Origin of the sequence: Micromonospora sp. NPDC005305, assembly GCF_040607315.1 — a bacterium.
GTDB lineage: Bacteria > Actinomycetota > Actinomycetes > Mycobacteriales > Micromonosporaceae > Micromonospora.
Genome location: NZ_JBEXGL010000002.1, coordinates 1 through 21,833 on the forward strand (window position 1 = coordinate 1; position 21,833 = coordinate 21,833).

The window sequence follows — 21,833 nt, forward strand, 5'->3', positions numbered from 1 at the left end:
ACATCGGCCCTTCGGACAAGCCACTTCCCGGACCCGCCACCAACCACCCTAAACCCCTGGTTCCAGCGGTGCCTTGACATAAAGGGGTGCCATGAGCGGATGCAGCCTCGGTTCAGAATCCGATCGAGTTGAAAGGCTCGGGGTCGGTGCGGAAGAGTCGTGAAAGGGTGGCGAGGGCATCCGCTTCTTGTGGGCGGATCTTGCCGGCGCGAGCCAGGGCGGCAGCGGACATCCCCCCAAGGTAGAGCGATCCGAGTGCCTGTATGTCTAGGGTCAGGTCCGTGGCGCCATCAACGCGCCGACATTCGGCTTCACCTTTGCTGATCTCAAGTTCCCACGTACCGATGTTGTGGGGGCACTCTGGGTCTTTCTCGACGGTGATCCTGAGGTGACCGTCGGTGTCGTAGCCGCGGCTGGTCAGGGCTTTGGGAAGGTCGAGGACTCGTACCCAGAGGTTGTCCGACTGCCGCGTGACGCGCATGGCCCGCGGGTTGCGTAGCATCCAGCGCAGAGGCTCGTCGGCCGGTCGTGTCGGGGCGACGACTTTGCGCGTGAGGTCGAAGTCAAGCAGCAGGGACCACATGGCTCGGTAGGCCTCATCGGTGAGCGCCTCCAGCGCTTCGACCACCAGCACGCCGACCCCATCGGGGTTTGTCGACCACGGCAGGCGATAGTTCGCGATGCCGTCCACCTGCCCTTCCGCGTCGCGGTGGATGAGGTATCGCAGCGGCCCGTCGGTGCCATTGGCCTCATCGGACAGGCCCGCCCAGCGGCCCTTGGGTGCCGTGATCTCGCCGACCCGTGCCCGTCGCACCCCGTCAAAGATCCCGGGCCACACCTCCCGCGCTGTCGCTGCATCGACCAACTCCAGGCTGCCCGGGTCAGGATCGGCGTCGACAAGCCGGGCGGCCGACCGTTCGATCTCCCAACGGGTGCGCAGCGTCGCTGGGGAGAACCCGAACCGCCCATAGATGCTGCCCTCGCTCGCGCTGAGCTCGGCGATCCCCTCACCACGTTCAAGGGCATCAGTGAACATCGCCTGCATCATGCCCCGCAGCAGGCCCTGCCGCCGATGAGTGGCGATGACGCCGGTGCTGGTGACGCCACCCATGGGCACCACGCGCAGCCCTGGAGCGGTCACCTCGAGCGACAGCATCGCCGTGGCCCCCACCACCTTGCCGTCCACGATCGCCGCTTGTGGTCGGAAGGTGTCGTCCGCCATCAACTCATCGGCCCACGACTCCAGCTGCTCCCGAGTCGCTGGCGGCCGCGGGCACGGCCAAGCCTCCGCGCCACCGTGCCACGCTGCGGGGTACGGCTCCCAGCTCGGTAGCCCGTTCGCGAACGGCAGCGCCCGCAAATACTCGACGACCTCGCGACGCTCCACAGGACGAATCTCAGTCACCACACGGCCCATCCCGTCATAAAGGGGGCCAAGCACGCAACCGAGTTACGGACGCGTCCTCATCTCCCGGCAGTGGTCGGGAAAGACGCTGTCCGACCACCGGGCCGACCGGAAGGAATGGGTCAAGGCTCTGCTCGGCGTCACCACCGACGCCGACTCGGCCCCGGCCGGCTCTGACACCGTGCGGCACGCCTGGGAACTCGCCAAACCCACCGACCCCGATGTCCCACCCCTCGGCCACCGGGGCCTCCGCGCCATCTCCGAACGCATCCAATGGCGCGCCCAACTCAACGCCGCCAGACGGGCCGCCGACCCGCCCGACGATTCGGCAACTGCCACGCCTCAGGAGGGAGCAGCATGAAGGCCCGGACCATCGAACCGCTGTGGACGGCTGAGGACGTGTCGACGTTCCTCGGCGTGCCGGTGAGCACCCTCTATCAGTGGCGGTACCGCCGGATCGGGCCGCGAGCGTCTCGGGTCGGTTGTCATCTGCGCTACGACCCGGCCGACGTGCGGACCTGGCTCGTCAAGCAGGCGGGGTAGCGTGAGCATTCAGAAGCGACCGGACCGGAAGTGGCGGGCGCGCGTCCGGGACGCCTCCGGCAAGGAGATAGCTCGGCACTTCGACCGGAAGTCGGACGCGGAGCGGTGGGAGGCGTCAGCCAAGGCAGCTATCTCCCGAGGCGATTGGATCGACCCTGCTCGGGCGCGAGTGACGGTCGGCGCTTGGGCATCGCAATGGATGGCCGCTCAGGTGCAGCTCAAGCCGTCGACTCGCGCCCGGTATGAGCTGGCGCTACGGCGGCAGATCCTTCCGACGTGGGCGAACATCCCGCTTTCGGCAGTCTCATACGCCGAGGTGGCGGCCTGGGTGCAGCGGCTCACCGCGTCGGGCCTCGCCCCGGCAACGGTCCGGTACGCGCACCGGGTACTGTCGCTGGCCTTGTCGCACGCCGTGCGGGATGGCCGCCTGTCCCGGATTCCGGCAGAGGGCGTGCGGCTGCCTCGGGTCGTGCGGGAGGAGCCGGTGTTTCTCCACCACGACCAGGTGGCGAGGCTCGCGGAGGCGTGCGGACGCTACGGGTTGCTGGTCCGGTTCCTCGCGTATACCGGGCTGCGGTGGGGCGAGGCGTCGGCGTTGCACGTGTCCCGTCTGGATCTGCTGCGGCGCCGGGTGACCGTGGCGGTCGCCTTGGCGGAAGTCAGCGGGGAGCTGGTCGAAGGCACGCCGAAGAACCATCAACGCCGGTCGGTGCCGATCCCACGGTTCCTCGTCGACGAGCTGGCGGCCCACGTCGCCGGCAAGCGCCGGAATGCACTGGTGTTCACCGCCCCCAACGGCGGCCCGCTGCGCAACACCAACTTCCGGTCTCGGGTGTTCGGGCCGGCGGCGGCGGCGTCGGTCGGGCTGGCCGGGCTGACTCCGCACGACCTGCGGCACACGGCGGCGAGCCTGCCGTGGCGGCGGGCGCCAACGTCAAGGCCGTGCAGCGGATGCTCGGACACGCCTCGGCGTCCATGACGCTGGACGTGTACGCGGGCCTGTTCGGTGACGACCTGGACGCGGTCGCAAACCGGCTAGACGACGCGGTAGCGGCACGGGACAAGGACTATTCAAGGACTCGGTCCGCCAGCGCCCACGTGATCGATCTCGGAAAACGGCGAAGCCCAGGTCGTTGACCTGGGCTTCTGTACCGAGCCGCCTGACGGAATCGAACCGTCGACCTACGCATTACGAGTGCGTCGCTCTAGCCGACTGAGCTAAGGCGGCAACGATCGTCAAGTGTACGGCACACCCCGGCGGACGCCGAACGGGATCCCCCTGACCTCCGAACCGGACATCCGGGAGTTTCGGCACGTGCGCGGGAGAGACTTCGCGGCCGGTCGGGACTACCCTGCGGCGGGTGAGTGACGATCACGTGCCGCCGCAGCAGCCGATCCCCGAGGCGCACCCGGGCGAGCGGGCCAGCCGGCGCCCGCGCAGCCTGGACCCGCTGGAGCTGGGTTTCACCCCGCGCAAGCCGGTGCCGTGGCTCGCGCCGCTGCTGCTCATCAGCACCGGGCTGCGGACCCTGCTGGCGATGCTGTTCGGGGCGTACCTGGACAAGCGCGAGTTGCAGAACGCGTTCGGCGACGACACGTTCCGGCAGGTGGGGCCGGACGGCGGGCTCTGGCTGGACTACGTGGCCGACCTGGGCGACGGCTTCGACGCCACGTACTCGGTGGCGTACCTGCTCGCCCAGCCGGAGCTGGAGGTCGAGGGCCACCGGCTGCCCCGGGCGCAGACCCTGGTGATGGGGGGCGACCAGGTCTACCCGTCGGCGGCCTACGAGGCGTACGAGGACCGGTGCAAGGGGCCGTACCAGGCCGCGCTCCCGGTCGCGCCGCCGCAGCGGCCGACGCTCTTCGCGGTGCCGGGCAACCACGACTGGTACGACGGCCTGACCGCGTTCCTGCGGCTGTTCGTCCGTTCCCGGGACCGACACTTCGCGGGCTGGGGCACCGGCCAGTCCCGCTCGTACTTCGCCGTGGAGTTGCCGGCGGACTGGTGGCTGCTCGGCCTCGACGACCAGTCCGGGTCGTACCTGGACGACCCGCAGCTCACCTACTTCGACGAGGTGGCCCGGAAGCTCACGCCCCGGTCGAAGGTGATCCTGGCGGTGCCGGCGCCGACCTGGGTCAAGGCCCACGACCATCCCACGGCCTACGACTCGATCGACTACTTCATCCGTACGATCGTCGCGCCCACCGGCGCGCAGGTGCGGCTGCTGGTCTCCGGCGACCTGCACCACTACGCCCGCTACACCGGCCCGGAGCGGCAGCTCATCACCTGCGGGGGCGGCGGCGCCTACCTCTACCCCACGCACCAGTTGCCCGAGCGGCTGGAGGTGCCGCCGCGGGACACCCTGGCCCGGCGGTCCAGCCGCACCCGCGAGTACGACCTGGCCGCCCGCTATCCGGACAAGGCCCGCTCCCGGCGGTACGGCTGGGGGATCTTCGCCCGGCTGCCGTTCCGCAACCCGGGTTTCACGACCCTGCTGGGCACCCTGCACACGCTGCTGATGCTGGCCATGGCCGGGGTGGCGGGGAACCACGTCGGCACCACCGAGCAGCGGCTGTTCAGCGTGCCGCTGGTGATCATGCTGGCGGTGACCCTGCTGGGTGCGGCGTTCTTCGCCAAGCCGCCCAGCGCCGGTGGGAAGCGGCACGCCCGGCACTGGATCCTCGGCGTGACGCACGGGCTGGCCCACGTGGCGCTGGCCGCCGGCGGCACCTGGCTCTGGCTGCAACTGCCGTTCTACGACTGGCCGTGGCCGCTGCCGGCGGTCGCCGCCGCCGTCCTGTACGGGCCGGTGAGCGGGCTGGTCGCCAGCCAACTGGTGGCGCTCTACCTGCTGGTGGCGGGGTCGTTCGGGGTGAACGTCAACGAGCTCTTCGCCGGCCAGGGCATCGAGGACTCGAAGTCGTTCCTCCGCCTCCGCATCGACCCGGACGGCACACTGACGATCTATCCGATCGCCGTCGACAAGGTCTCCCACTCCTGGCAACTGAACCCCGACCAGTCCCCCACCGCAAGCTGGATCCAGCCGAAAACCCCCGTGACCCCCCGCCTGGCCGAGCCCCCCATCGTCCTCCGCTGACCCACCAGTTGATCAAGAGGTTTGCGTCAGGAAACGCGCGGATCCTGACGCAAACTTCTTGATCAACGCGGGCCGGGGCCGGGGCGGGGCGGGGCGGCGATCAGCGTGCGGCGTTCTCCGAGCCGGACTGGTCACGGCTTTCGTAGGCGCGGCGGGAGCCGCAGACGTCGGCGCGGGAGCACATGGAGCGCGAGCCGTCGGCGTCCAGGCGGACGGTCACCGCGTCTCTCGGGACGCTGTGGCCCACCACGCGGCCCTCCCCCTCTGGCGTGGTGACGCGGGCCCCGATCGCCGGGGCGGACTCCTGGAACCTGGCGTACAGGGGATGTTCGTACTTCAGGCAGCACATGAGCCGGCCGCACGCGCCGGAGATGCGCAGCGGGTTGAGCGGCAGGTCCTGGTCCTTGGCCATCCGGATGGTCACCGGCTCGAAGTCGGTGAGGAAGGTGGCGCAGCACAGGTCCCGCCCGCAGGAGCCGATCCCGCCCTGCACCCGCGCCGAGTCCCGCGCGGAGAGCTGCCGCAGCTCGACCCGGCAGTGCAGGGTCGCGCCCAGGTCGCGGACGAGGGAGCGGAAGTCGACCCGGTGCGGCGCGGTGAAGTAGACGGTCGTGCGGTCGCTGCCGGTCTCCGGGGTGGCGAAGACGTGGTCGATGGCCACCACCTTCATGGGCAGGCCGTGCTCGCGGATCAGCCGCTTGGCGGCCACCTTGGCGTCGGCCTTGCGCCGGCGCAGCAGCTCGTCGCGGCGCAGGTCGTCGTCGGCGGCCATCCCGGCCAGGCGGGGGAAGCCGGCCGTGTCCTCGCTGACCCACTGCGCGGCCCAGACGCACTCGGCCACCTCGGGCCCGTCGTCGGTGGGCACCAGCACCTTGTCGCCCACCTGGGGGCGCAGCTCACCAGGGTCGAGGTAGAAGAGGCGCCCGTACCGGTTGAAACTGACCGCGCAGAGCATGCCCATGCCCACCACCCTACGACCTTCGGACGGATCCGGGCCGGCCGCCCGTCGCCGTCCGGTCACCCGGCGCAGCGATCCATGTTTGTCGACTCGACCGAACCGATCCCGACCCCTCGTGTCGTTGATCCTCGCCCGGACGGCTGAAACATGAGTCAGCTACGGGACAAACGGCGGCCGACCGCGTTGAGTGAAGCCATACCTGCGGGGGGTGCAGGGGAAGCCACGGCGTCGCCGCCGGAGCCCGGCCACGGCCGGTTCGGCGCGCGACGCCGTGGGCTTGCGCGGCCCAGTCACTGCCCGATCCGGGTGGTGCCGCCGTAGCGGGGCACGCTCGTGGTCCGGTCCCGCCAGGTCGTCTCGGCCAGGCTCGGCGCCCACTGCCGCAGCAGCGTCTCCGCGCCGTCGTAGGCCACGCCGAGCACGCCCAGCACCCGGGTGGCGATCTCGGCGGCCGCGAGGGCACCGGACCGGCCGGCCTCGGCGCCCGGGCGGGTGGCGGCGTGCACCGTGACCGCCTCGGCCGAGTGCAGCGCCTCGGCCAGCGCCCGGGCCAGCGCGGCCCGGCTCGCCTCCACCCAGTCGGCCAGGGCGTCGGCGTAGCCGGCGGTCGACTCCAGCCGCCCGACCAGGCTCTCCGGCCCCTCGTCCACGTGCCGGAGGAGAGCGGCGCGGGCCTCGTCGTAGGCCGCGGCGGCCGGCCCGGACCAGGCGACCGGGTGGGCGAGGACGGCGCCGGTGTCGTCGTACCCCCGGACGAGCCGGCGCACGGCGTGGCCGGCGCCGGTCAGCGGCGCGGGGTGCAGGTCGAGGAACTCGCGCACGGCCGTGCCGGGCAGCACCCGCATCCGGCGCAGCAGCGGCCAGAACCGGTGCCCCTCGGGCGCGCCGGCGGCCAGCAGCGCGTCGACCCGGGCGAGCAGGTCGAGGCCCGGCTCGGCGAGGCGGTCGAGGGCGTCCATCACGCCTCCCGGGCCAGCCGCCGCGCGACGTGCTCGTCGGTCGCCGGGTAGCGGTCGGCGGCGCTGCGCAGGGCGGCCGCGGCGGCGGCCAGGCGGGTGGCGGCGGCCTGCGCCTCGCGGGCCCGGTCGCCGGTGGCCTCGGTCCACTGCCGGTGCAGGGCCCGGCCGACCTCGCCGGGCCGGCCGGTGGCGTGTGCGCCGAAGGCGGGGTGGGGCGGGTCGGTGGCGGTGACCGTGTGGGCCAGCGTGGCGAGGGTGGCGCCGGCCTCGTCCAGGCGGGCGGCGAGCGCGCGCAACGTCTCCATCTCAGGCTCCCGCCAGCGGCCGGTAGGCCGCGAAGGTCTCGTTGTGCAGCTTCTCCCGGGCCCACTGCGCCGCGTCGGCGGCGGCGGTCACGGCGGCCTGCACGGAGCCGGCGACGTCCCGGGGGTTGCGCTGGTGCAGCGGGCCGAGGAAGCGCACGTCGGTGATCCGCCCGCCGGCGGTCACCACCACCTCGACGAGGCCGTCCGGCGAGCGGACGGTCACCTCGACCGTCGCCACTGCCTGGTCGAACTCGGCCTGGAGGGTCTCGATGCGCCGGTAGCGCCGCACCGCCTCCTCGATCCAGGCCTCGTCGATCTCCCCCCGTGGCATCGGCGGACTCCTCCCGGCTGACCCCGTCACTGAGCGTGCCGCCACCGTCACCGCGCGGCCACACCGGACCGTACCGCAGTCAACAAAGCCTGTCGATGCCCTGTGGACAACCTCGACGGCGGTGGTCAGCCCTTCCACAGGGCGAGCATCATGGCCTCCACCGCGATCCGGGGCTTGACGTTCGCCTCGATCGCCGCCCGGCACTCCAGCACGGCCTCCAGCCGGCGCAGCGCCCCCTCGGCGTCCCACTTCTGCGCGCCGGCCCCGGCCAGCGCCGCGGTGTCGGTGTGCACGGGGGCGACCGGCGCCCGCAGCGCCATGGTGAGCGCGTCCCGGTAGAAGCCGGCCAGGTCGACCAGGGCCCGGTCGAGCGCGTCCCGCTGGGCCCGGGTGGCCCGCGACTTCTGTCGCCGCTCCAGGTCCTTGAGCTGCCCGGCGGCACCCCGCATGGCCCCGGCCGCACCCCGGCCGGTGCCGCCCGCGCCGAGCGCGGTCTGGAGCGCGACCCGCTCCGCCTCGTCGATCTCGGCGACCGTCGCGGCGGCCTCCGCCTCGGCGGCCTCGATCAGCGCGGAGGCCGCGTCGAACGCGGCACCCACCCCGGTCAGCCGGCGCGGCACGGCGAGCACGGCCTCGCGGCGCTGCCGGGCCTCCGGGTCGCGGGCCAGCCGCCGGGCCCGGCCCACGTGCCCCTGCGCCGCCGCGGCGACCCACTCGGCGACGTCGGGGGCGATGCCGTCCCGGCGTACGAGCACCTCGGCCACCGCGCCGGCCGGCGGCTGCCGCAGCGGCACGACACGGCACCGCGACCGGATGGTCACCGAGATGTCGTCCGGGTGGGTGGAGGGGGCGCAGAGCAGGAAGACGGTACGCGGTGGCGGCTCCTCGACCGCCTTGAGCAGCGCGTTGCCCGCGGCCTCGGTGAGCCGGTCGGCGTCCTCGATGATGACGACCTGCCAGCGGCCGCCGGACGGCGTGCTGGCCGCCCGCAGCACCAGCGCGCGCATCTCGTTCACGCCGATCGAGAGCCCCTCGGGCACCACCAGCCGCACGTCGGCGTGGGTGCCCGCCAGGGTGGTGTGGCAGCCGGGGCAGTGGCCGCAGCCGGTGCCGTGCACGCACTGCAGGGCGGCGGCGAAGGCGCGCGCGGCCACCGACCGGCCGGAACCGGGCGGCCCCGTGAAGATCCAGGCGTGGGTCATCCCGGCGCCGGGCTGGACGCCATCCGCGCCGGCGCCGTCACGGGGGGTGGCGCCGCCGGGCTCGTCGAACTCCTCGGCGAGCGCGTCGAGGTCGTCGTGCCCGCCGGTCGGGTGGGCTCCGCCGGCCGCCGGGGCGCCCGCCCGCGCCACCGCCGGGGCGGCGGCGCGCAGCAGGGCGGCGGCCGAGGCGGCGGCCCGCCGGAGCGTGGCCACCGCCTCGTCCTGCCCGACCAGGTCGGCGAAGACGTCCGTCATCGTCGGGGGCGCTCCATCGTCACGAGCTCCGCGTCGGATAACTCGGGCTGGACCGTGGTGTCGGGGCCCTGGGCCGGGCGCGGGTGCACGATGCCGGCCGGGTCGACGAGGAACTCGTCCACCCGGCGGGCCACCGCCGCGGCGATCTCCTCGACCGGGCGGGACGCGTCGAGCACCAGGTAGCGCTTGGGGTCGGCGGCGGCCAGGTCGAGGAAGGCGTACCGGACCCGCTCGTGGAACGGGAGCGACTCGGCCTCCAGCCGGTCGGTGCCCTGGCTGCGGGAGTCGACGCGGGAGCGGCCGGTGTGCGGATCGACGTCGAGGAGCACCACGAGGTCGGGCTTGAGGCCCCCGGTGGCCCACGAGGAGAGCCAGGAGACCTCCTGGACCGGCAGGGTCCGCCCGGCCCCCTGGTACGCCAGCGACGAGTCGACGTACCGGTCGCTGATCACGACCGCGCCGCGGATCAGTGCCGGCCGGACCACGGTGGCCACGTGGTGCGCCCGGTCGGCGGCGTAGAGCAGCGCCTCGGCGCGGGGCGACGGGGCCTCGTCGCCGGAGGTATCCAGCACCAGCGAGCGGATCCGCTCCCCGATGCCGGTGGCCCCGGGCTCGCGGGTGACCACGACGTCGCGGCCCTGCTCGCGCAGCCGGTCGGCGAGCGCGGCGAGCTGGGTGGACTTGCCGGCGCCCTCGCCGCCCTCGAAGACCACGAAGAGGCCGCTGGAGACGAAGGGCTCGGACGGCATCAGCGGGCGGCCCCGGATCGAGCCCCAGAGGTCGGCCAGGACCGGCACGCCCTTCTTGTCGTCCATCTGACCGAAGGCGCTGATCCCGGCGAAGATGCCGGCGGCGCCGGCGGCGAGCAGCAGCAGGCGGGTCGAGGAGACCGAGATGCCCAGGTCGGCGATGGTCAGCTGGCGCGAACCGCCGACGCCGACGAGGAGGCTGCTCAGCGCGATGGCCAGGATCAGCACCAGCCGGGTGCCGATCTGCACCACGGCGAAGACCCGGCCGCGCACCTCGTCGGCGACCTCGCCGCCGAGCAGCGTGGTGCCGGCCAGGAAGGCCATGCCGGCGCCCGCGCCGACCAGGACCGCGCCGAGCATCGCCATGGACAGGTGGATGGCGAAGGCGAGCACCAGCACCGAGGCGCTGGCCAGCACGATGCTCATGCCGAACCAGCGGCGCCGGGACATGTCCCGGACGATCATCGGCCCGAGCCCGATGCCCAGCGCCAGGCCGACGAAGATCGCGCCGAAGAGCAGCGAGAAGGCGGCGTCACCGGCGCCGAGCGAGCTGGCGAAGAACTTCGCCGTGCCGACCACGATGCCGCCGCCCGCGAAGGCGCCGAAGATGCCCAGCACGAGGCCGCGGACCAGCGGGGTCTGGCCGATGTACTTCCAGCCGTCGGCGAACTGGCGGAACATGCTCTGCTCGACGCGCTCCGTCTCGCCGCGCTGGGCCTCGCTGATCTCCTTGATCCCGAAGGCCACCACCAGTGCGGTGGCCAGCCGGGAGAAGGCGTTGAACCATAGGGCGAGCTGGGCCGGCTCGGCCCAGTCGGGCAGGTCGCCGCCGACCGCCCCACGCACCCCACGGTCCAGCACGGCCAGCGCGATGGCGGCGGCCACCGGGGTGAGGCCGTACGTGGTGATCAGGGTGAGCTGGTTGGCGGTCTCCAGCCGGGTCCGCGGGATCAGGTTCGGGACCGCGGCCTCCTTGGCCGGGATCCACAGCAGGGTGACCGACTCGATCAGGAAGGTGGCGATCAGCGCCCATCCGACCACCAGGCCGCCGCTGGCGCCGGTGAGCGCGTAGAGCGGGATGGACGCGAAGAGCACGAAGCGCAGCACGTCGCAGATGACCATGGTCCACCGGCGGTCGAACCGGTCGGCGAAGACACCCGCCACCGGGCCGAGCACCAGCGCCGGGAGCAGTCGGATCGCGGTCACGCCGCCGAAGGCGGCGCCCTGGGCGGTGCTGCCGGATACCTGGGCGGCGGCGAAGAGGGCGGTGGCGAGCAGGCCGAGCCAGTCGCCGAAGGAGGCGACGCCGAGCACGATCCACAGCCGGCGGAACGGCCGGATGCGCAGCACGGACCGGATGGCGGCCGCACCGGAGCGGTCGGCGGGCGACGACACGCCGGGCGACTCGCCGTTGTTCTGGCTTTCGATGGCCGTACCTCCACGTGCCGGCCCAGAGCTGGGCATCCCCGGTGGAACACTCTAGTCGCGGCGAGCTGCGACCCCCTCCGCGACATTCGCCTGCTCGCCGAGCCTAGGCCGCCGGCACCACCGCCCGCAGCCCGGACAGACGCGAGGGTATTTCGCATTGGCGCCCAGACAGTTAGCGTGCAGACGTGGCCATCGACCGTGACAAACTTCGCGATCGCCTCGACAGGGCGACCGCCCACCTCGACCCGCCGTACGCGGTGGTCGATCTCTCCGCCTTCGACGCGAACGCCGGCGCGCTGGTCGACCGGGCGGCCGGCAAGCCGGTCCGGATCGCCAGCAAGTCGGTCCGGGTCCGGGAGCTGCTGACCCGGGCGCTGGCCCGGCCCGGCTGGCGCGGCGTGATGGCGTTCACCCTCGCCGAGGCGCTCTGGCTCGCCCGCAGCGGCGTCAGCGACGACGTGCTGGTCGCCTATCCGACCGCCGACCGCGGGGCGCTCGCCGAACTGGCCGCCGACCCGGCGCTCGCCGAGGCGGTGACCCTGATGGTCGACGACGCCGGGCAGCTCGACCTGATCGACCAGGTCAGCCCGCCCGGTCGCCGGCCGGCGCTGCGGGTCTGCCTCGAACTGGACGCCTCCTGGCGACCCCTAGGCGGCCGGGTGCACGTCGGCGTGCGGCGCTCCCCGGTGCACAGCGCCGGGGCGGCCGGCAGCCTCGCCGCCGCCGTCGCCGGCCGGCCGGGCTTCCGGCTGGTCGGCCTCATGGCGTACGAGGCGCAGATCGCCGGCCTCGGCGACGCCCCGCCCGGGCAGGCGGTGCTGGGCACGGCCATCCGGGTCACCCAGCGCGGGTCGTACCGGGAACTGCTGGCCCGCCGGGCGGCCGCGGTCGCCGCGGTACGCGAGCACGCCGACCTGGAATTCGTCAACGGCGGCGGCACCGGCAGCGTGGCCGCCACCAGCGCCGACCCCGCGGTCACCGAGGTCACCGCCGGCTCCGGCCTGTACGGGCCGACGCTCTTCGACGCGTACCGTGCCTGGCGCCCCACCCCCGCGGCGTTCTTCGCCTGCGCGGTGGTCCGCCGCCCCGGGCCGGGGCTGGCCACGGTGCTCGGCGGCGGTTGGATCGCGTCGGGCCCGGCCGCCGACAGCCGGCTGCCCCGGCCGTGGCTGCCGGCCGGTCTGAAGCTGCTGGGCGCGGAGGGTGCGGGTGAGGTGCAGACCCCCCTCGCCGGCGACGTCGCCACCGCCCTGCGGATCGGCGACCGGGTGTGGTTCCGCCACGCCAAGGCCGGCGAGCTGTGCGAGCACGTCAACGAGGTGCACCTGGTCGACGGCGACAGCGTGGTGGCCACCGTGCCGACCTACCGGGGCGAGGGCCACGCGTTCCTCTAGACGGTGACGGCGGGTCCCGGTACACCTCGGGAACCCGCCGCTCGTCTCCTGCCCGGTCGCACCCGGGCGTCGCACCTGTGATCGTCACCGCCGGCACCAGAGCGGTGACGTCCTGCTCAACCCTGTTGCACGGCCTCCGTCCGGGCGTCGACCTGCCGGTGCAGGTACTCCCGGATGAGCGCCTTCGCCTCGATCAGCACCCGCTCGTCGCCCTCGGTCTTCCGCCGGAACGCCAGCTTGATCAGCGAGTCGGCGGCCTCGACCGCGACCTCCAGGTGGAAGCGGAGGTCGGGCACGCCGGCCAGACCGAACCGTTCCGTGAGCACACGGGCAAGCTGATCGGCGATCACCCCGTTGTTGTCCCGCTGCTCGTCGAGCAGGTGCAGGTCGACCACGTCGCCGAAGTGCAGGGTACGAAAGCCCGGGACCGTGCGGTGCATCGAGATGTACTCGTCGATGGCCGCGTCGACACCGTCCCACCAGTGGGTCAGGTCGGCGGAGGAGAACCGCTCGTCGAGCCGCTGGAGATAGGACTCCATCGTGCGCAGCGTCAGCGCCTGCACGATGGCCCGCTTGTCCGGAAAGAACTGGTAGACCGACCCGATCGCCACCTCGGCACGCTCGGCGAGCAGGGTCGTGGTCAAACCCTCGTACCCCACCTCGTCGACGAGCTCGGCGCAGGCGTCCAGCATCCGCTGGACCCGCGCGACACTTCGACCCTGCACCGGTACCCGACGCAGCGGCCCGGTCGTGGCGGCTGGTGTGGACACTCGGCGCCACCCCCCTTCGACGGATGAACATATCTGCACGTCACGAGTCTGTGACTACCGGTACAACGAGCCGGGCTCGATTGCGGTATTTACCAGGTACAACGTTCCTGATATGAAGTCAGTTCATATTCACGTCGAGGAGCGTCCATGGCCGGCACGGCAGCCACCTGGTCCAACTGGGCCGGCAACCAGCGCAGCACCGCCGCCCTGACGGTGCGCCCCCGCACCGTCGAGGAGGTCGCCAAGGCGGTGCGCCACGCCGCCGACACCGGCCGGACGATCCGGGCGGTGGGCAGCGGACACTCCTTCACCGGCACCGCCGTCGCCGACGGGCACCGGCTCGACCTCGCCGACCTGGACACCGAGGTCACCGTCGACCCCGCTCGCCGCCTGGTCACCGTACCGGCCGGAATGACCCTGCACACCCTCAACGACCTGCTCGCCGCCCACGGCCTGGCACTGCCCAACCTCGGCGACATCGACGCGCAGACGATCGCCGGGGCGCTCTCCACCGGCACCCACGGCACCGGCGCGAAACTCGGCTGCCTGTCCACCTTCGTCACCGCGCTGACCCTGGTCACCGGCACCGGCGAGGTGCTGCGCTGCTCCGCCGACGAGCACCGCGACGTGTTCGCCGCCGCCCGCGTCGGGCTCGGCGCCGTCGGAGTGCTGGTCGAACTCACGCTGCGCTGCGTCGACGCCTTCGTGCTCCGCGCGCACGAGCGGCCGGCGGCGCTCGCCGCCGTGCTCGACGACCTGCCCGGCCTCGTCGAGCAGCACGACCACGCCGAGTTCTACTGGTTCCCCTACACCGACCGGGTGCAGGTCAAGACCAACGACCGGGTACCCGCCGACGACCGGCCGCTGCCCCGCTGGCGCGGCTGGCTGGACGACAAGTTCCTCTCCAACACCGTCTTCGCCGGGGCCTGCCGGCTGGGCCGCGCCGCGCCCGCGCTCGCCCCCGGCATCAGCGCGATCTCCGCCCGGGCGCTCACCGAACGCACCTACACCGGTCGCTCCGACCGGGTCTTCTGCACCCCGCGCCGGGTCCGCTTCGTGGAGATGGAGTACGGCCTCCCGCGCGCCGCCCTGCCCACCGCGCTGGCGGAACTGCAACGCATCGTGGACGGGCTGCCGTTCAAGGTGCTGTTCCCGGTCGAGGTGCGGTTCACCGCGGCCGACGACATCTGGCTCTCCCACGGATACGGGCGGGACTCCGCGTACGTCGCCATCCACCAGTACGTGGGGATGCCGTACGAGCCGTACTTCCGGGCGTTCGAGAAGGTCGCCACGGAACTCGGCGGCCGCCCCCACTGGGGCAAGCTGCACTGGCGGGACGCGGAGTCCTTGGCGACCGCCTACCCGAAGTTCACCGACTTCCAGACAGTCCGCAAGCGCCTGGACCCGGACAACCGCTTCACCAACCCGTACCTGAACCAGGTCCTGGGCACCTAGAGACCTTGGAGGGAAGTGGCCCCCATGAGGACCTTTTCCTTCCAAGATCTCGCAAGATCGACCTACTCCGGGGCGGTGGTGGCCTTTTTTGGGGCTGCCTTTTTGGCCGGGGTTTTCTTGGCCGCCGTGGTTTTGGCGGTGGTCGTCTTCTTGGTGGCCGTGGACTTCGCCGCGGCGGCGGTCTTCTTGGCCGCCGTCTTCTTGGCCGGGGCGGCCTTCTTCGCCGCCTTCTTCTTCGGCGCCGGGCCCTTCGCCCGCTTCTCGGCGAGCATCTCGGAGGCCTCCTCGAGGGTCAGCGCCTCCGGGGTCTGCGCACGCCGCAGCGAGGCGTTGGTCTCCCCGTCCGTGACGTACGGGCCGAACCGGCCGTCCTTGATGACCAGCGGCTTCTCGGTGGCCGGGTCGTTGCCCATCTCCCGCAGCGGCGGCGCGGCGGCCCGGCGCTGCCGGGTCTTCGGGGCGGCCAGCAGGGCGAGCGCCTCGTCCAGCGTGACGGTGAACATCTTGTCTTCCGAGTCCAGCGAGCGGAACTCGTCACCGCGCTTGACGTACGGGCCGTAGCGGCCGTTGTTGGCGACCACCTCGTTGCCCTCGGGGTCGGCGCCGATCAGGCGGGGCAGGCTGAGCAGCTGCAACGCCTGCTCGAGGGTGAGGCTGTCCGGCGACTGCGAGCGCAGCAGCGACGACTTCCGCTCGCCGCTGGCCACGTAGGGGCCGAACCGGCCGGACTTGAGCAGGATCGGCTCGCCGGTGGCGGGGTCGTCGCCGAGCTTGCGCTCGCCCCCACCGCCGAGGAACAGCTCGTGCACCTTCTCCGGGGTCAGCTCGTCGGGTGCCAGGCCCTCGGGGATCGGCGCCCGGTCGCCCTGGCCGCCGCCCTCCTCGCCCTCCGCGGGCGGCGTGGGCTGCTCGCCCGGCAGGGCCCGCTGGAGGTACGGCCCGTAGCGGCCGACCCGGACGACGACCTCGCGCCCGTCGTCCTCGGTGAACAGCGGGATCGAGTTGACGCTGCGCGCGTCGATGTCGCTGAGGTTCTCGGTGACCAGCTTCTTGAGCCCGCCCGCGTGGGCGATGGCCTGGTCGCCGGTGCCGTTGGCGCTGCCGAAGTAGAAGGAGGTGAGGAAGTCGACCGCCGCGTGGTCGCCGCCGGCGATCTCGTCCAGCTCGTTCTCCATGCTGGCCGTGAAGTCGTAGTCGATGAGGCGCGGGTAGTGCCGCTCCAGCAGCCCGATCACCGCGAACGCCAGGAACGACGGGATCATGGCCTGGCCGCGCTTGAAGACGTACCCGCGGTCCTGGATCGTCTGCATGATCGACGCGTAGGTCGACGGCCGGCCGATGCCCAGCTCCTCCAGGGCCTTGACCAGCGACGCCTCGGTGTAGCGGGCGGGCGGCTGGGTGTGGTGGCCCTGGGGGGCCAGCTCGTCGGCGGTGAGCGGCTGGTCCTTGGTCAGGGTCGGCAGCCGCCGCTCGGCGTCCTCGGCCTCGGCGTTCTCGTCGTCGCTGGACTCGACGTAGGCGCGCAGGAAGCCGGGGTCGGTGATGGTCTTGCCGGTGGCGCCGAAGTCGGCCTCCTCGCCGGCGGAGGAGAGCGCCCGGATGCGCACCGACACGCTGGAGCCGACCGCGTCGGTCATCTGCGAGGCGATGGTGCGCCGCCAGATCAGCTCGTAGAGCTTGAACTCCTCGGCGGACAGCTCCTTGGCCACCTCGCCCGGGGTGCGGAAGTTGTCGCCGGCCGGGCGGATCGCCTCGTGCGCCTCCTGCGCGTTCTTCACCTTGCCGGTGTAGCGGCGCGGCTCCGGCGGCACGCTGCGCTCGCCGTAGAGCTCGGCGATCTGCCGGCGGGCCGCCGCGATGGCGGTCTCCGACAGGTTCACCGAGTCGGTACGCATGTAGGTGATGTAGCCGTTCTCGTAGAGCCGCTGCGCGGTGCGCATCGTCTGCTGGGACGAGAGCCGCAGCTTGCGGGCCGCCTCCTGCTGGAGGGTGGAGGTGATGAACGGCGCGTACGGGCGGCGGCGGTAGGGCTTCTCCTCGACCCGGGTGACCGTGAACGGCCGCCCGTCCAGCCGCGCGGCCAGCCCCCGGGCGCCGCTCTCGTCCAGGTGCACCACGCCGGCGCCGGCCCGGACCCGGCCGGTGGTGGGCTCGAAGTCCTTGCCGGTGGCGATCCGGTCGCCGCCCAGCGCGATCAGGGTGGCGTTGAAGGTGCGCGGCCCCTCGCCAGGGTTCGCCACTGCCAGGGTGGCCAGGATGTCCCAGTACTCGGCGGTGCGGAACGCCATCCGCTGCCGCTCCCGCTCGACCACGATGCGGGTCGCCACGGACTGCACCCGGCCGGCGGAGAGGCCGCTGCGGACCTTGCGCCAGAGCACCGGGGAGACCTCGTAGCCGTAGAGCCGGTCGAGGATGCGCCGGGCCTCCTGGGCGTCGACCAGGTCCCGGTCGATCTCCCGGGGGTTGGCGACGGCGGCCTGGATGGCCGGCTTGGTGATCTCGTGGAAGACCATCCGCTTGACCGGCACCTTGGGCTTCAACGTCTCCACGAGGTGCCAGGCGATCGCCTCGCCCTCGCGGTCCTCGTCCGTCGCGAGGAAGATCTCGTCGACTTCCTTGGCCAGCGACTTCAGCTTGGTGATCTGCTTCTTCCGGTCGGCCGAGACCACGTAGAGCGCGGCGAAGCCGTTGTCGACGTCGACGCCGAGCCGGGCCCAGGGCTTGTCCTCGTAGGCGGCCGGGATCTCGGCGGCGTTGCGGGGCAGGTCCCGGACGTGGCCGAAGCTGGCCTCCACGACATACCCCGGGCCGAGGTAGCCCGAGATCGTCTTGGCCTTCGCCGGTGACTCGACGATGACCAGACGGGTGGTTCCAGCGTTGCTCGGCACGTCTCTCCCCGACCTCACTCCTACGCAATGCCCGCTTCGGGGCGTGTTGCACCCTGCCGGACCACCGGCGGTCCGGATGTCCAACGTAACGCGCCGTCCGCGTTCCGGGTTTCGTGGGCGGCAAATGATCAGGTGGCGTCGACCATCTGCCCGCACCCCGCCGGACGGCGCCACCGTACACCGTGGGTAGGGCGCCGAGCGGGTCACTGTGACGATCGCGCACCCATGGCGGAGGAGACACCGGTCGTTTTCCTGGGCAAACCTCCGCAGGGGGTGTCCGGGATCGGACACGCGGCGGGCTTGCGCCGGAGAATCAGCCGTGCGTGGCCGGCCACTCGGCCGCCGGCACGGCCCCCGGCCGGTCCCCCACCAGCTCCGCGAGCCGGTTCACCCGCCGTCGACCGGTGATCCGGTACGCCGGCCCGCCCTCGTCCGCCTCCACGAACGCGGCGGGCAGCCCCACCGCGGCCAGCGCGGCGCGCACCGGCGGCCAGCACTCCTCGTCGGCCGGGCCGAGCCTGAGCCGGAACCCGGCCGGGTCGGCCGCCCCGGCGGCGGCGAGCCAGAGCCGCAGCCGCCGCCCGTTGAGGTGGAACGCTGCCGGCGGCCGCTTCACCGTGCCGCGCAGCCAGGCCAGCGCGAGGGGGGCGAGCGTCGTGGCGTACGCGGTGCGCACGAGGTGCCGCCCGTCCCCGGTCGGCTCCCAGCTCGCCGGGATGCCCCGGGCGCCCAGCTCGGCCACCAGCACGTGCACCCGCCAGGCGGCGTCCACCACCACGGAGACCCGGGCCGTCCCGCCCATCCGGACCACCTCAGCGGGCCCGGCGAGCAGGCCGGCGAGGTCCGCCAGCGACGGGTCGACCGCCTCGGTGGAGAACAGCGAGGGCTGGCGGGCCGGTTTCGGGGTGGGAGGGGTCAGCGACACTCCGGGACCTCGTCGAAGGCCTCTTTCAGCTCGGGTGAGTTGAGCCTGCTGGTGTCCAGCGCGCTCGCGTCGTACTCCTTGTTGAGCGTGTCCACGGCGGCCCGCACGCCGTCGTAGAACGGGCCGGCCTGTGCGGTGTCCAGCCGGTCGATGGTGTCCCGGGCCCGCCCGTACGCGTCGCGCACCTTGCTGAGCGAGGCGCGGAACCCGGCGGAGATCTCGTCGCCGTGGTCGGTCTCCGGCACGCCCGCCTCCTCGACCTTGCGCCGGGCGGTCTCGCTGGCCTCCTCGGCCCCGGCGAAGAGCCGGACCAGGTTCTCCTTGGCCTGCGCCGGGGTGGTCCGCGCGGTCATCTGCTGCTGGGTGCTGCTGGTCAGCTTGTTGATCTCGGCGCGCCACGGGCTGAGCGCCTGGCAGACCGACGCGGCCCAGGCCTGCGGGCTGGGGCCGCCGCAGCCCGAGACGACGAGGACCAGCGTGGCCAGGACCACCGTGAGCTTTCCGGCGGTTGCCGCCCGGCGCGTACGCATGCGAAGCAGCGTACGACCTTGCGGTGGAAGTGCCACCGGTCAGGTTTCGTGCACGGGACCGCCGGACGGCACGGTTCCCGGCCGGCCGGGGCCGACCGGGAACCGCCGCGTCGTCCGGGTCAGGCGTTGACCGTCTCCACCTGCTGGTCCGGGGTGCCGGCACCGCTGTCGGAGTCGTCCATCGCGATGCCCTTGCGCTTGCTGAACACCACCGCGGCCACGATGATCAGCGCGGCCACCACGGCGATCGTGATCCGCAGCGCGGGGTTCTTGTCGTCGCCCACGCTCCAGGCCACCACGGCCGGCGCGATCAGCAGCGAGACCAGGTTCATCACCTTGATCAGCGGGTTGATCGCCGGGCCGGCGGTGTCCTTGAACGGGTCGCCGACGGTGTCGCCGATGACGGTCGCGGAGTGCGACTCGGAGCCCTTGCCGCCGTACGCGCCGTCCTCCACCAGCTTCTTGGCGTTGTCCCAGGCGCCACCGGAGTTGGCCAGGAAGACCGCCATCAGGGTGCCCGCGCCGATCGCACCGGCCAGGTACGAGGCCAGCGCGCCCGGGCCCAGGCCGAAGCCCACCGCGATCGGGGCCAGGATGGCCAGCAGGCCGGGGGTCATCAGCTCGCGCTGCGCGTCCCGGGTGCAGATGTCGACGACCTTGCCGTACTCGGGGCGCTGGGTGCGGTCCATGATGCCGGGCAGCTCGCGGAACTGCCGGCGGACCTCCATCACCACGGCGCCGGCCGAGCGGGAGACCGCGTTGATGGCCAGTCCGGAGAAGAGGAAGACCACCGCGGCGCCGATGATGAGGCCGACCAGGTTGCGCGGGTTGGCCACGTTCAGCGAGTTGAGGATCTCGGTGCCGACGTCGCCCACGCCCGCGTCCTCGTACGAGGAGCGCAGCGTGTCGGTGTACGAGCCGAACAGCGCGGTCGCCGCCAGCACCGCGGTGGCGATCGCGATGCCCTTGGTGATCGCCTTGGTGGTGTTGCCGACCGCGTCCAGCTCGGTCAGCGTCCGCGCGCCGTGCTCGTCGATGTCGCCGGACATCTCGGCCACGCCCTGGGCGTTGTCCGAGATCGGGCCGAAGGTGTCCATGGCGACGATGACGCCGACGGTGGTGAGCAGGCCGGTGCCGGCCAGCGCCACCGCGAACAGCGACAGCGTGATCGAGCTGCCGCCGAGCAGGAAGGCGCCGAAGACGCCCGCGCCGATGAGCAGGGCCGAGTAGACCGCCGACTCCAGGCCGACGCTGATGCCGGCGAGGATGACGGTGGCGGCGCCGGTCTGCGAGCTCTTGCCGATGTCCTGCACCGGGCGCCGGTTGGTCTCGGTGAAGTAGCCGGTGAGCGCCTGGATCGCGGCGGCCAGCACGATGCCGATGACCACCGCGCCGATGGCCACGAGCCGCGGGTTGCGGTCGACGTCGGTCAGCCCGCCCTGCAGCTCACCGAAGGTGGCCGGCAGGTAGGCGAACGCGGCGATCGCCACCAGCACGGCGGAGATCACCGCGGACAGGTAGAAGGCCCGGTTGATCGCGGTGAGGCCGTTGCGGTCGCTGGTGCGCAGCCGGGTGATGAAGACGCCGACGATGGCGACCAGCACGCCGATGGTGGAGATGATCAGCGGGAAGACCAGGCCGTCCTCGCCGAACGCGGCGCGGCCCAGGATCAGCGCGGCGACCAGGGTGACCGCGTACGACTCGAAGAGGTCCGCCGCCATGCCGGCGCAGTCACCGACGTTGTCGCCCACGTTGTCGGCGATGGTGGCGGCGTTGCGCGGGTCGTCCTCCGGGATGCCCTGCTCGACCTTGCCGACCAGGTCGGCGCCGACGTCGGCGGCCTTCGTGAAGATGCCGCCGCCGACCCGCATGAACATGGCGAGCAGCGCGGCGCCGAAGCCGAAGCCCTCCAGCACGGTGGGGGCGTCACCCTTGAACAGGATGACGACCAGCGCCGCACCGAAGAGGCCGAGACCGACGGTGAGGAAGCCGACGACGCCACCCGTGCGGAAGGCGATCTTCATGGCGCCCTCGCGCCCGCCTTCCCGCTCCCGGGCGGCCGCGGCGACCCGCAGGTTGGCGCGGGTGGCCAGCCACATGCCGGCGCCGCCGATGAACGCGCTGAACAGCGCGCCCACGACGAAGAATGCCGACCGGCCGATCTTCACGAGGGTCTCGCTGCCGTCGGTGTCGTGCACCGGCAGCAGGAACAGCAGCACGACGGCGATCACCACGAAGATCGCCAGGGTGCGGAACTGCCGCAGCAGGTACGCCGACGCGCCCTCCTGCACCGCCCCGGAAATCTCCTGCATGTTGGTGGTTCCCGTACCGGCCGCCAGGACCGCCCTGGTGAGGGCGGCCGCGAAGACGAGCGCCACCAGCGCGATGACCGCGGCGATGACGACGTACGTCACGTTGGCTCCGGTAAGGGACAGTGCGCCGCCGTCGGCGGCCAAGGTCCCGGACATCTATGTCCTCCTGTACCGAACACTCGCGCCGGCCATGGAGACGCACGGACCGACGCCTGGATTGCGGACTCGCAAGCGCGCGCCAACCCACCCCGGCGGACCAGCGATGAACACCCATTCCCGCTGGCTGCGAGTCGGGTCACTTGCTGACAACCCGGGTACTGTAGCCC

The 21,833-nt window shown here is 72.5% G+C and carries 17 protein-coding genes and 1 tRNA gene; 5 read left to right on the forward strand and 13 right to left on the reverse strand.

The window, feature by feature from the left end; all coding sequences use genetic code 11:
* Window positions 1-112: 112 nt before the first annotated feature.
* A complete protein-coding gene (locus ABZS80_RS03045) occupies window positions 113-1,222 on the reverse strand; it encodes a GNAT family N-acetyltransferase (RefSeq protein ID WP_355054199.1) in 1,110 nt (369 codons plus the stop codon).
* A gap of 540 nt (window positions 1,223-1,762) precedes the next feature.
* On the opposite strand from ABZS80_RS03045, the gene ABZS80_RS03050 reads away from it, so the two are divergent.
* Together ABZS80_RS03050 and ABZS80_RS03055 are read left to right on the forward strand one after the other, a co-directional pair.
* Entirely contained in the window at window positions 1,763-1,948 is a 186-nt protein-coding gene (locus tag ABZS80_RS03050) for a helix-turn-helix domain-containing protein (RefSeq protein WP_355054200.1), read from the forward strand.
* Between the two features lie 169 nt (window positions 1,949-2,117).
* Window positions 2,118-2,927 carry a tyrosine-type recombinase/integrase gene (locus ABZS80_RS03055; RefSeq protein WP_355054201.1) on the forward strand — a complete coding sequence of 270 codons (810 nt, stop codon included), beginning with the start codon at window positions 2,118-2,120 and terminating at the stop codon, window positions 2,925-2,927.
* A 175-nt stretch (window positions 2,928-3,102) separates the two neighbouring features.
* On the opposite strand, the gene ABZS80_RS03060 is transcribed toward ABZS80_RS03055, so the two are convergent.
* A tRNA-Thr gene (locus tag ABZS80_RS03060) sits at window positions 3,103-3,176 on the reverse strand.
* Window positions 3,177-3,324: 148 nt separating this feature from the next.
* Here ABZS80_RS03060 and ABZS80_RS03065 point away from each other — a divergent pair.
* Entirely contained in the window at window positions 3,325-5,046 is a 1,722-nt protein-coding gene (locus ABZS80_RS03065; RefSeq protein WP_355054650.1) for a metallophosphoesterase, read from the forward strand.
* Window positions 5,047-5,146: 100 nt separating this feature from the next.
* Here ABZS80_RS03065 and ricT read toward each other — a convergent pair whose 3' ends face one another.
* From ricT to tmk, 6 genes are all read right to left on the reverse strand, one after another.
* Window positions 5,147-6,007, reverse strand: a complete 861-nt coding sequence (gene ricT, locus ABZS80_RS03070) for a regulatory iron-sulfur-containing complex subunit RicT (RefSeq protein ID WP_355054202.1) — start codon at window positions 6,005-6,007, stop codon at window positions 5,147-5,149.
* Window positions 6,008-6,294: 287 nt separating this feature from the next.
* Entirely contained in the window at window positions 6,295-6,963 is a 669-nt protein-coding gene (locus ABZS80_RS03075) for a hypothetical protein (RefSeq protein WP_355054203.1), read from the reverse strand.
* A complete protein-coding gene (locus ABZS80_RS03080; RefSeq protein ID WP_355054204.1) occupies window positions 6,963-7,268 on the reverse strand; it encodes a type VII secretion target in 306 nt (101 codons plus the stop codon). The genes ABZS80_RS03075 and ABZS80_RS03080 overlap by 1 nt, the downstream gene beginning before the upstream one ends.
* A gap of 1 nt (window position 7,269) precedes the next feature.
* Window positions 7,270-7,599, reverse strand: a complete 330-nt coding sequence (locus ABZS80_RS03085) for a YbaB/EbfC family nucleoid-associated protein (protein ID WP_091261137.1) — start codon at window positions 7,597-7,599, stop codon at window positions 7,270-7,272.
* A 125-nt stretch (window positions 7,600-7,724) separates the two neighbouring features.
* Window positions 7,725-9,056 (reverse strand): DNA polymerase III subunit delta', encoded by a 1,332-nt coding sequence (locus tag ABZS80_RS03090; RefSeq protein WP_355054205.1) that lies wholly within the window; start codon window positions 9,054-9,056, stop codon window positions 7,725-7,727.
* Window positions 9,053-11,269, reverse strand: coding sequence for a dTMP kinase (gene tmk / locus ABZS80_RS03095; protein WP_355054206.1), 2,217 nt, complete (start codon window positions 11,267-11,269; stop codon window positions 9,053-9,055). Before tmk ends, ABZS80_RS03090 begins: the two co-directional genes overlap by 4 nt.
* A 149-nt stretch (window positions 11,270-11,418) precedes the next feature.
* Here tmk and ABZS80_RS03100 point away from each other — a divergent pair, with 149 nt between their 5' ends.
* Entirely contained in the window at window positions 11,419-12,627 is a 1,209-nt protein-coding gene (locus ABZS80_RS03100; RefSeq protein WP_355054207.1) for an amino acid deaminase/aldolase, read from the forward strand.
* A gap of 116 nt (window positions 12,628-12,743) precedes the next feature.
* On the opposite strand, the gene ABZS80_RS03105 is transcribed toward ABZS80_RS03100, so the two are convergent.
* Entirely contained in the window at window positions 12,744-13,319 is a 576-nt protein-coding gene (locus ABZS80_RS03105; RefSeq protein WP_151462035.1) for a TetR family transcriptional regulator, read from the reverse strand.
* A 225-nt stretch (window positions 13,320-13,544) separates the two neighbouring features.
* Here ABZS80_RS03105 and ABZS80_RS03110 point away from each other — a divergent pair, with 225 nt between their 5' ends.
* Window positions 13,545-14,852, forward strand: a complete 1,308-nt coding sequence (locus ABZS80_RS03110) for a D-arabinono-1,4-lactone oxidase (RefSeq protein ID WP_355054208.1) — start codon at window positions 13,545-13,547, stop codon at window positions 14,850-14,852.
* A gap of 62 nt (window positions 14,853-14,914) precedes the next feature.
* Here the strand turns inward: ABZS80_RS03110 and topA are convergent, their stop codons facing one another.
* The 4 genes from topA to ABZS80_RS03130 form a co-directional block, all read right to left on the reverse strand.
* The gene (topA, locus tag ABZS80_RS03115) at window positions 14,915-17,740 is read right to left on the reverse strand and encodes a type I DNA topoisomerase (RefSeq protein ID WP_355054209.1); all 2,826 of its coding nucleotides are present in this window, start codon (window positions 17,738-17,740) and stop codon (window positions 14,915-14,917) included.
* A gap of 313 nt (window positions 17,741-18,053) precedes the next feature.
* Window positions 18,054-18,665, reverse strand: a complete 612-nt coding sequence (locus ABZS80_RS03120) for a hypothetical protein (RefSeq protein WP_355054210.1) — start codon at window positions 18,663-18,665, stop codon at window positions 18,054-18,056.
* Entirely contained in the window at window positions 18,656-19,195 is a 540-nt protein-coding gene (locus tag ABZS80_RS03125) for a hypothetical protein (RefSeq protein ID WP_151462039.1), read from the reverse strand. Before ABZS80_RS03125 ends, ABZS80_RS03120 begins: the two co-directional genes overlap by 10 nt.
* Window positions 19,196-19,314: 119 nt before the next feature.
* On the reverse strand, window positions 19,315-21,663 hold the full coding sequence (locus ABZS80_RS03130; protein WP_355054211.1) for a sodium-translocating pyrophosphatase: 2,349 nt from the start codon (window positions 21,661-21,663) through the stop codon (window positions 19,315-19,317).
* Window positions 21,664-21,833: the final 170 nt, after the last annotated feature.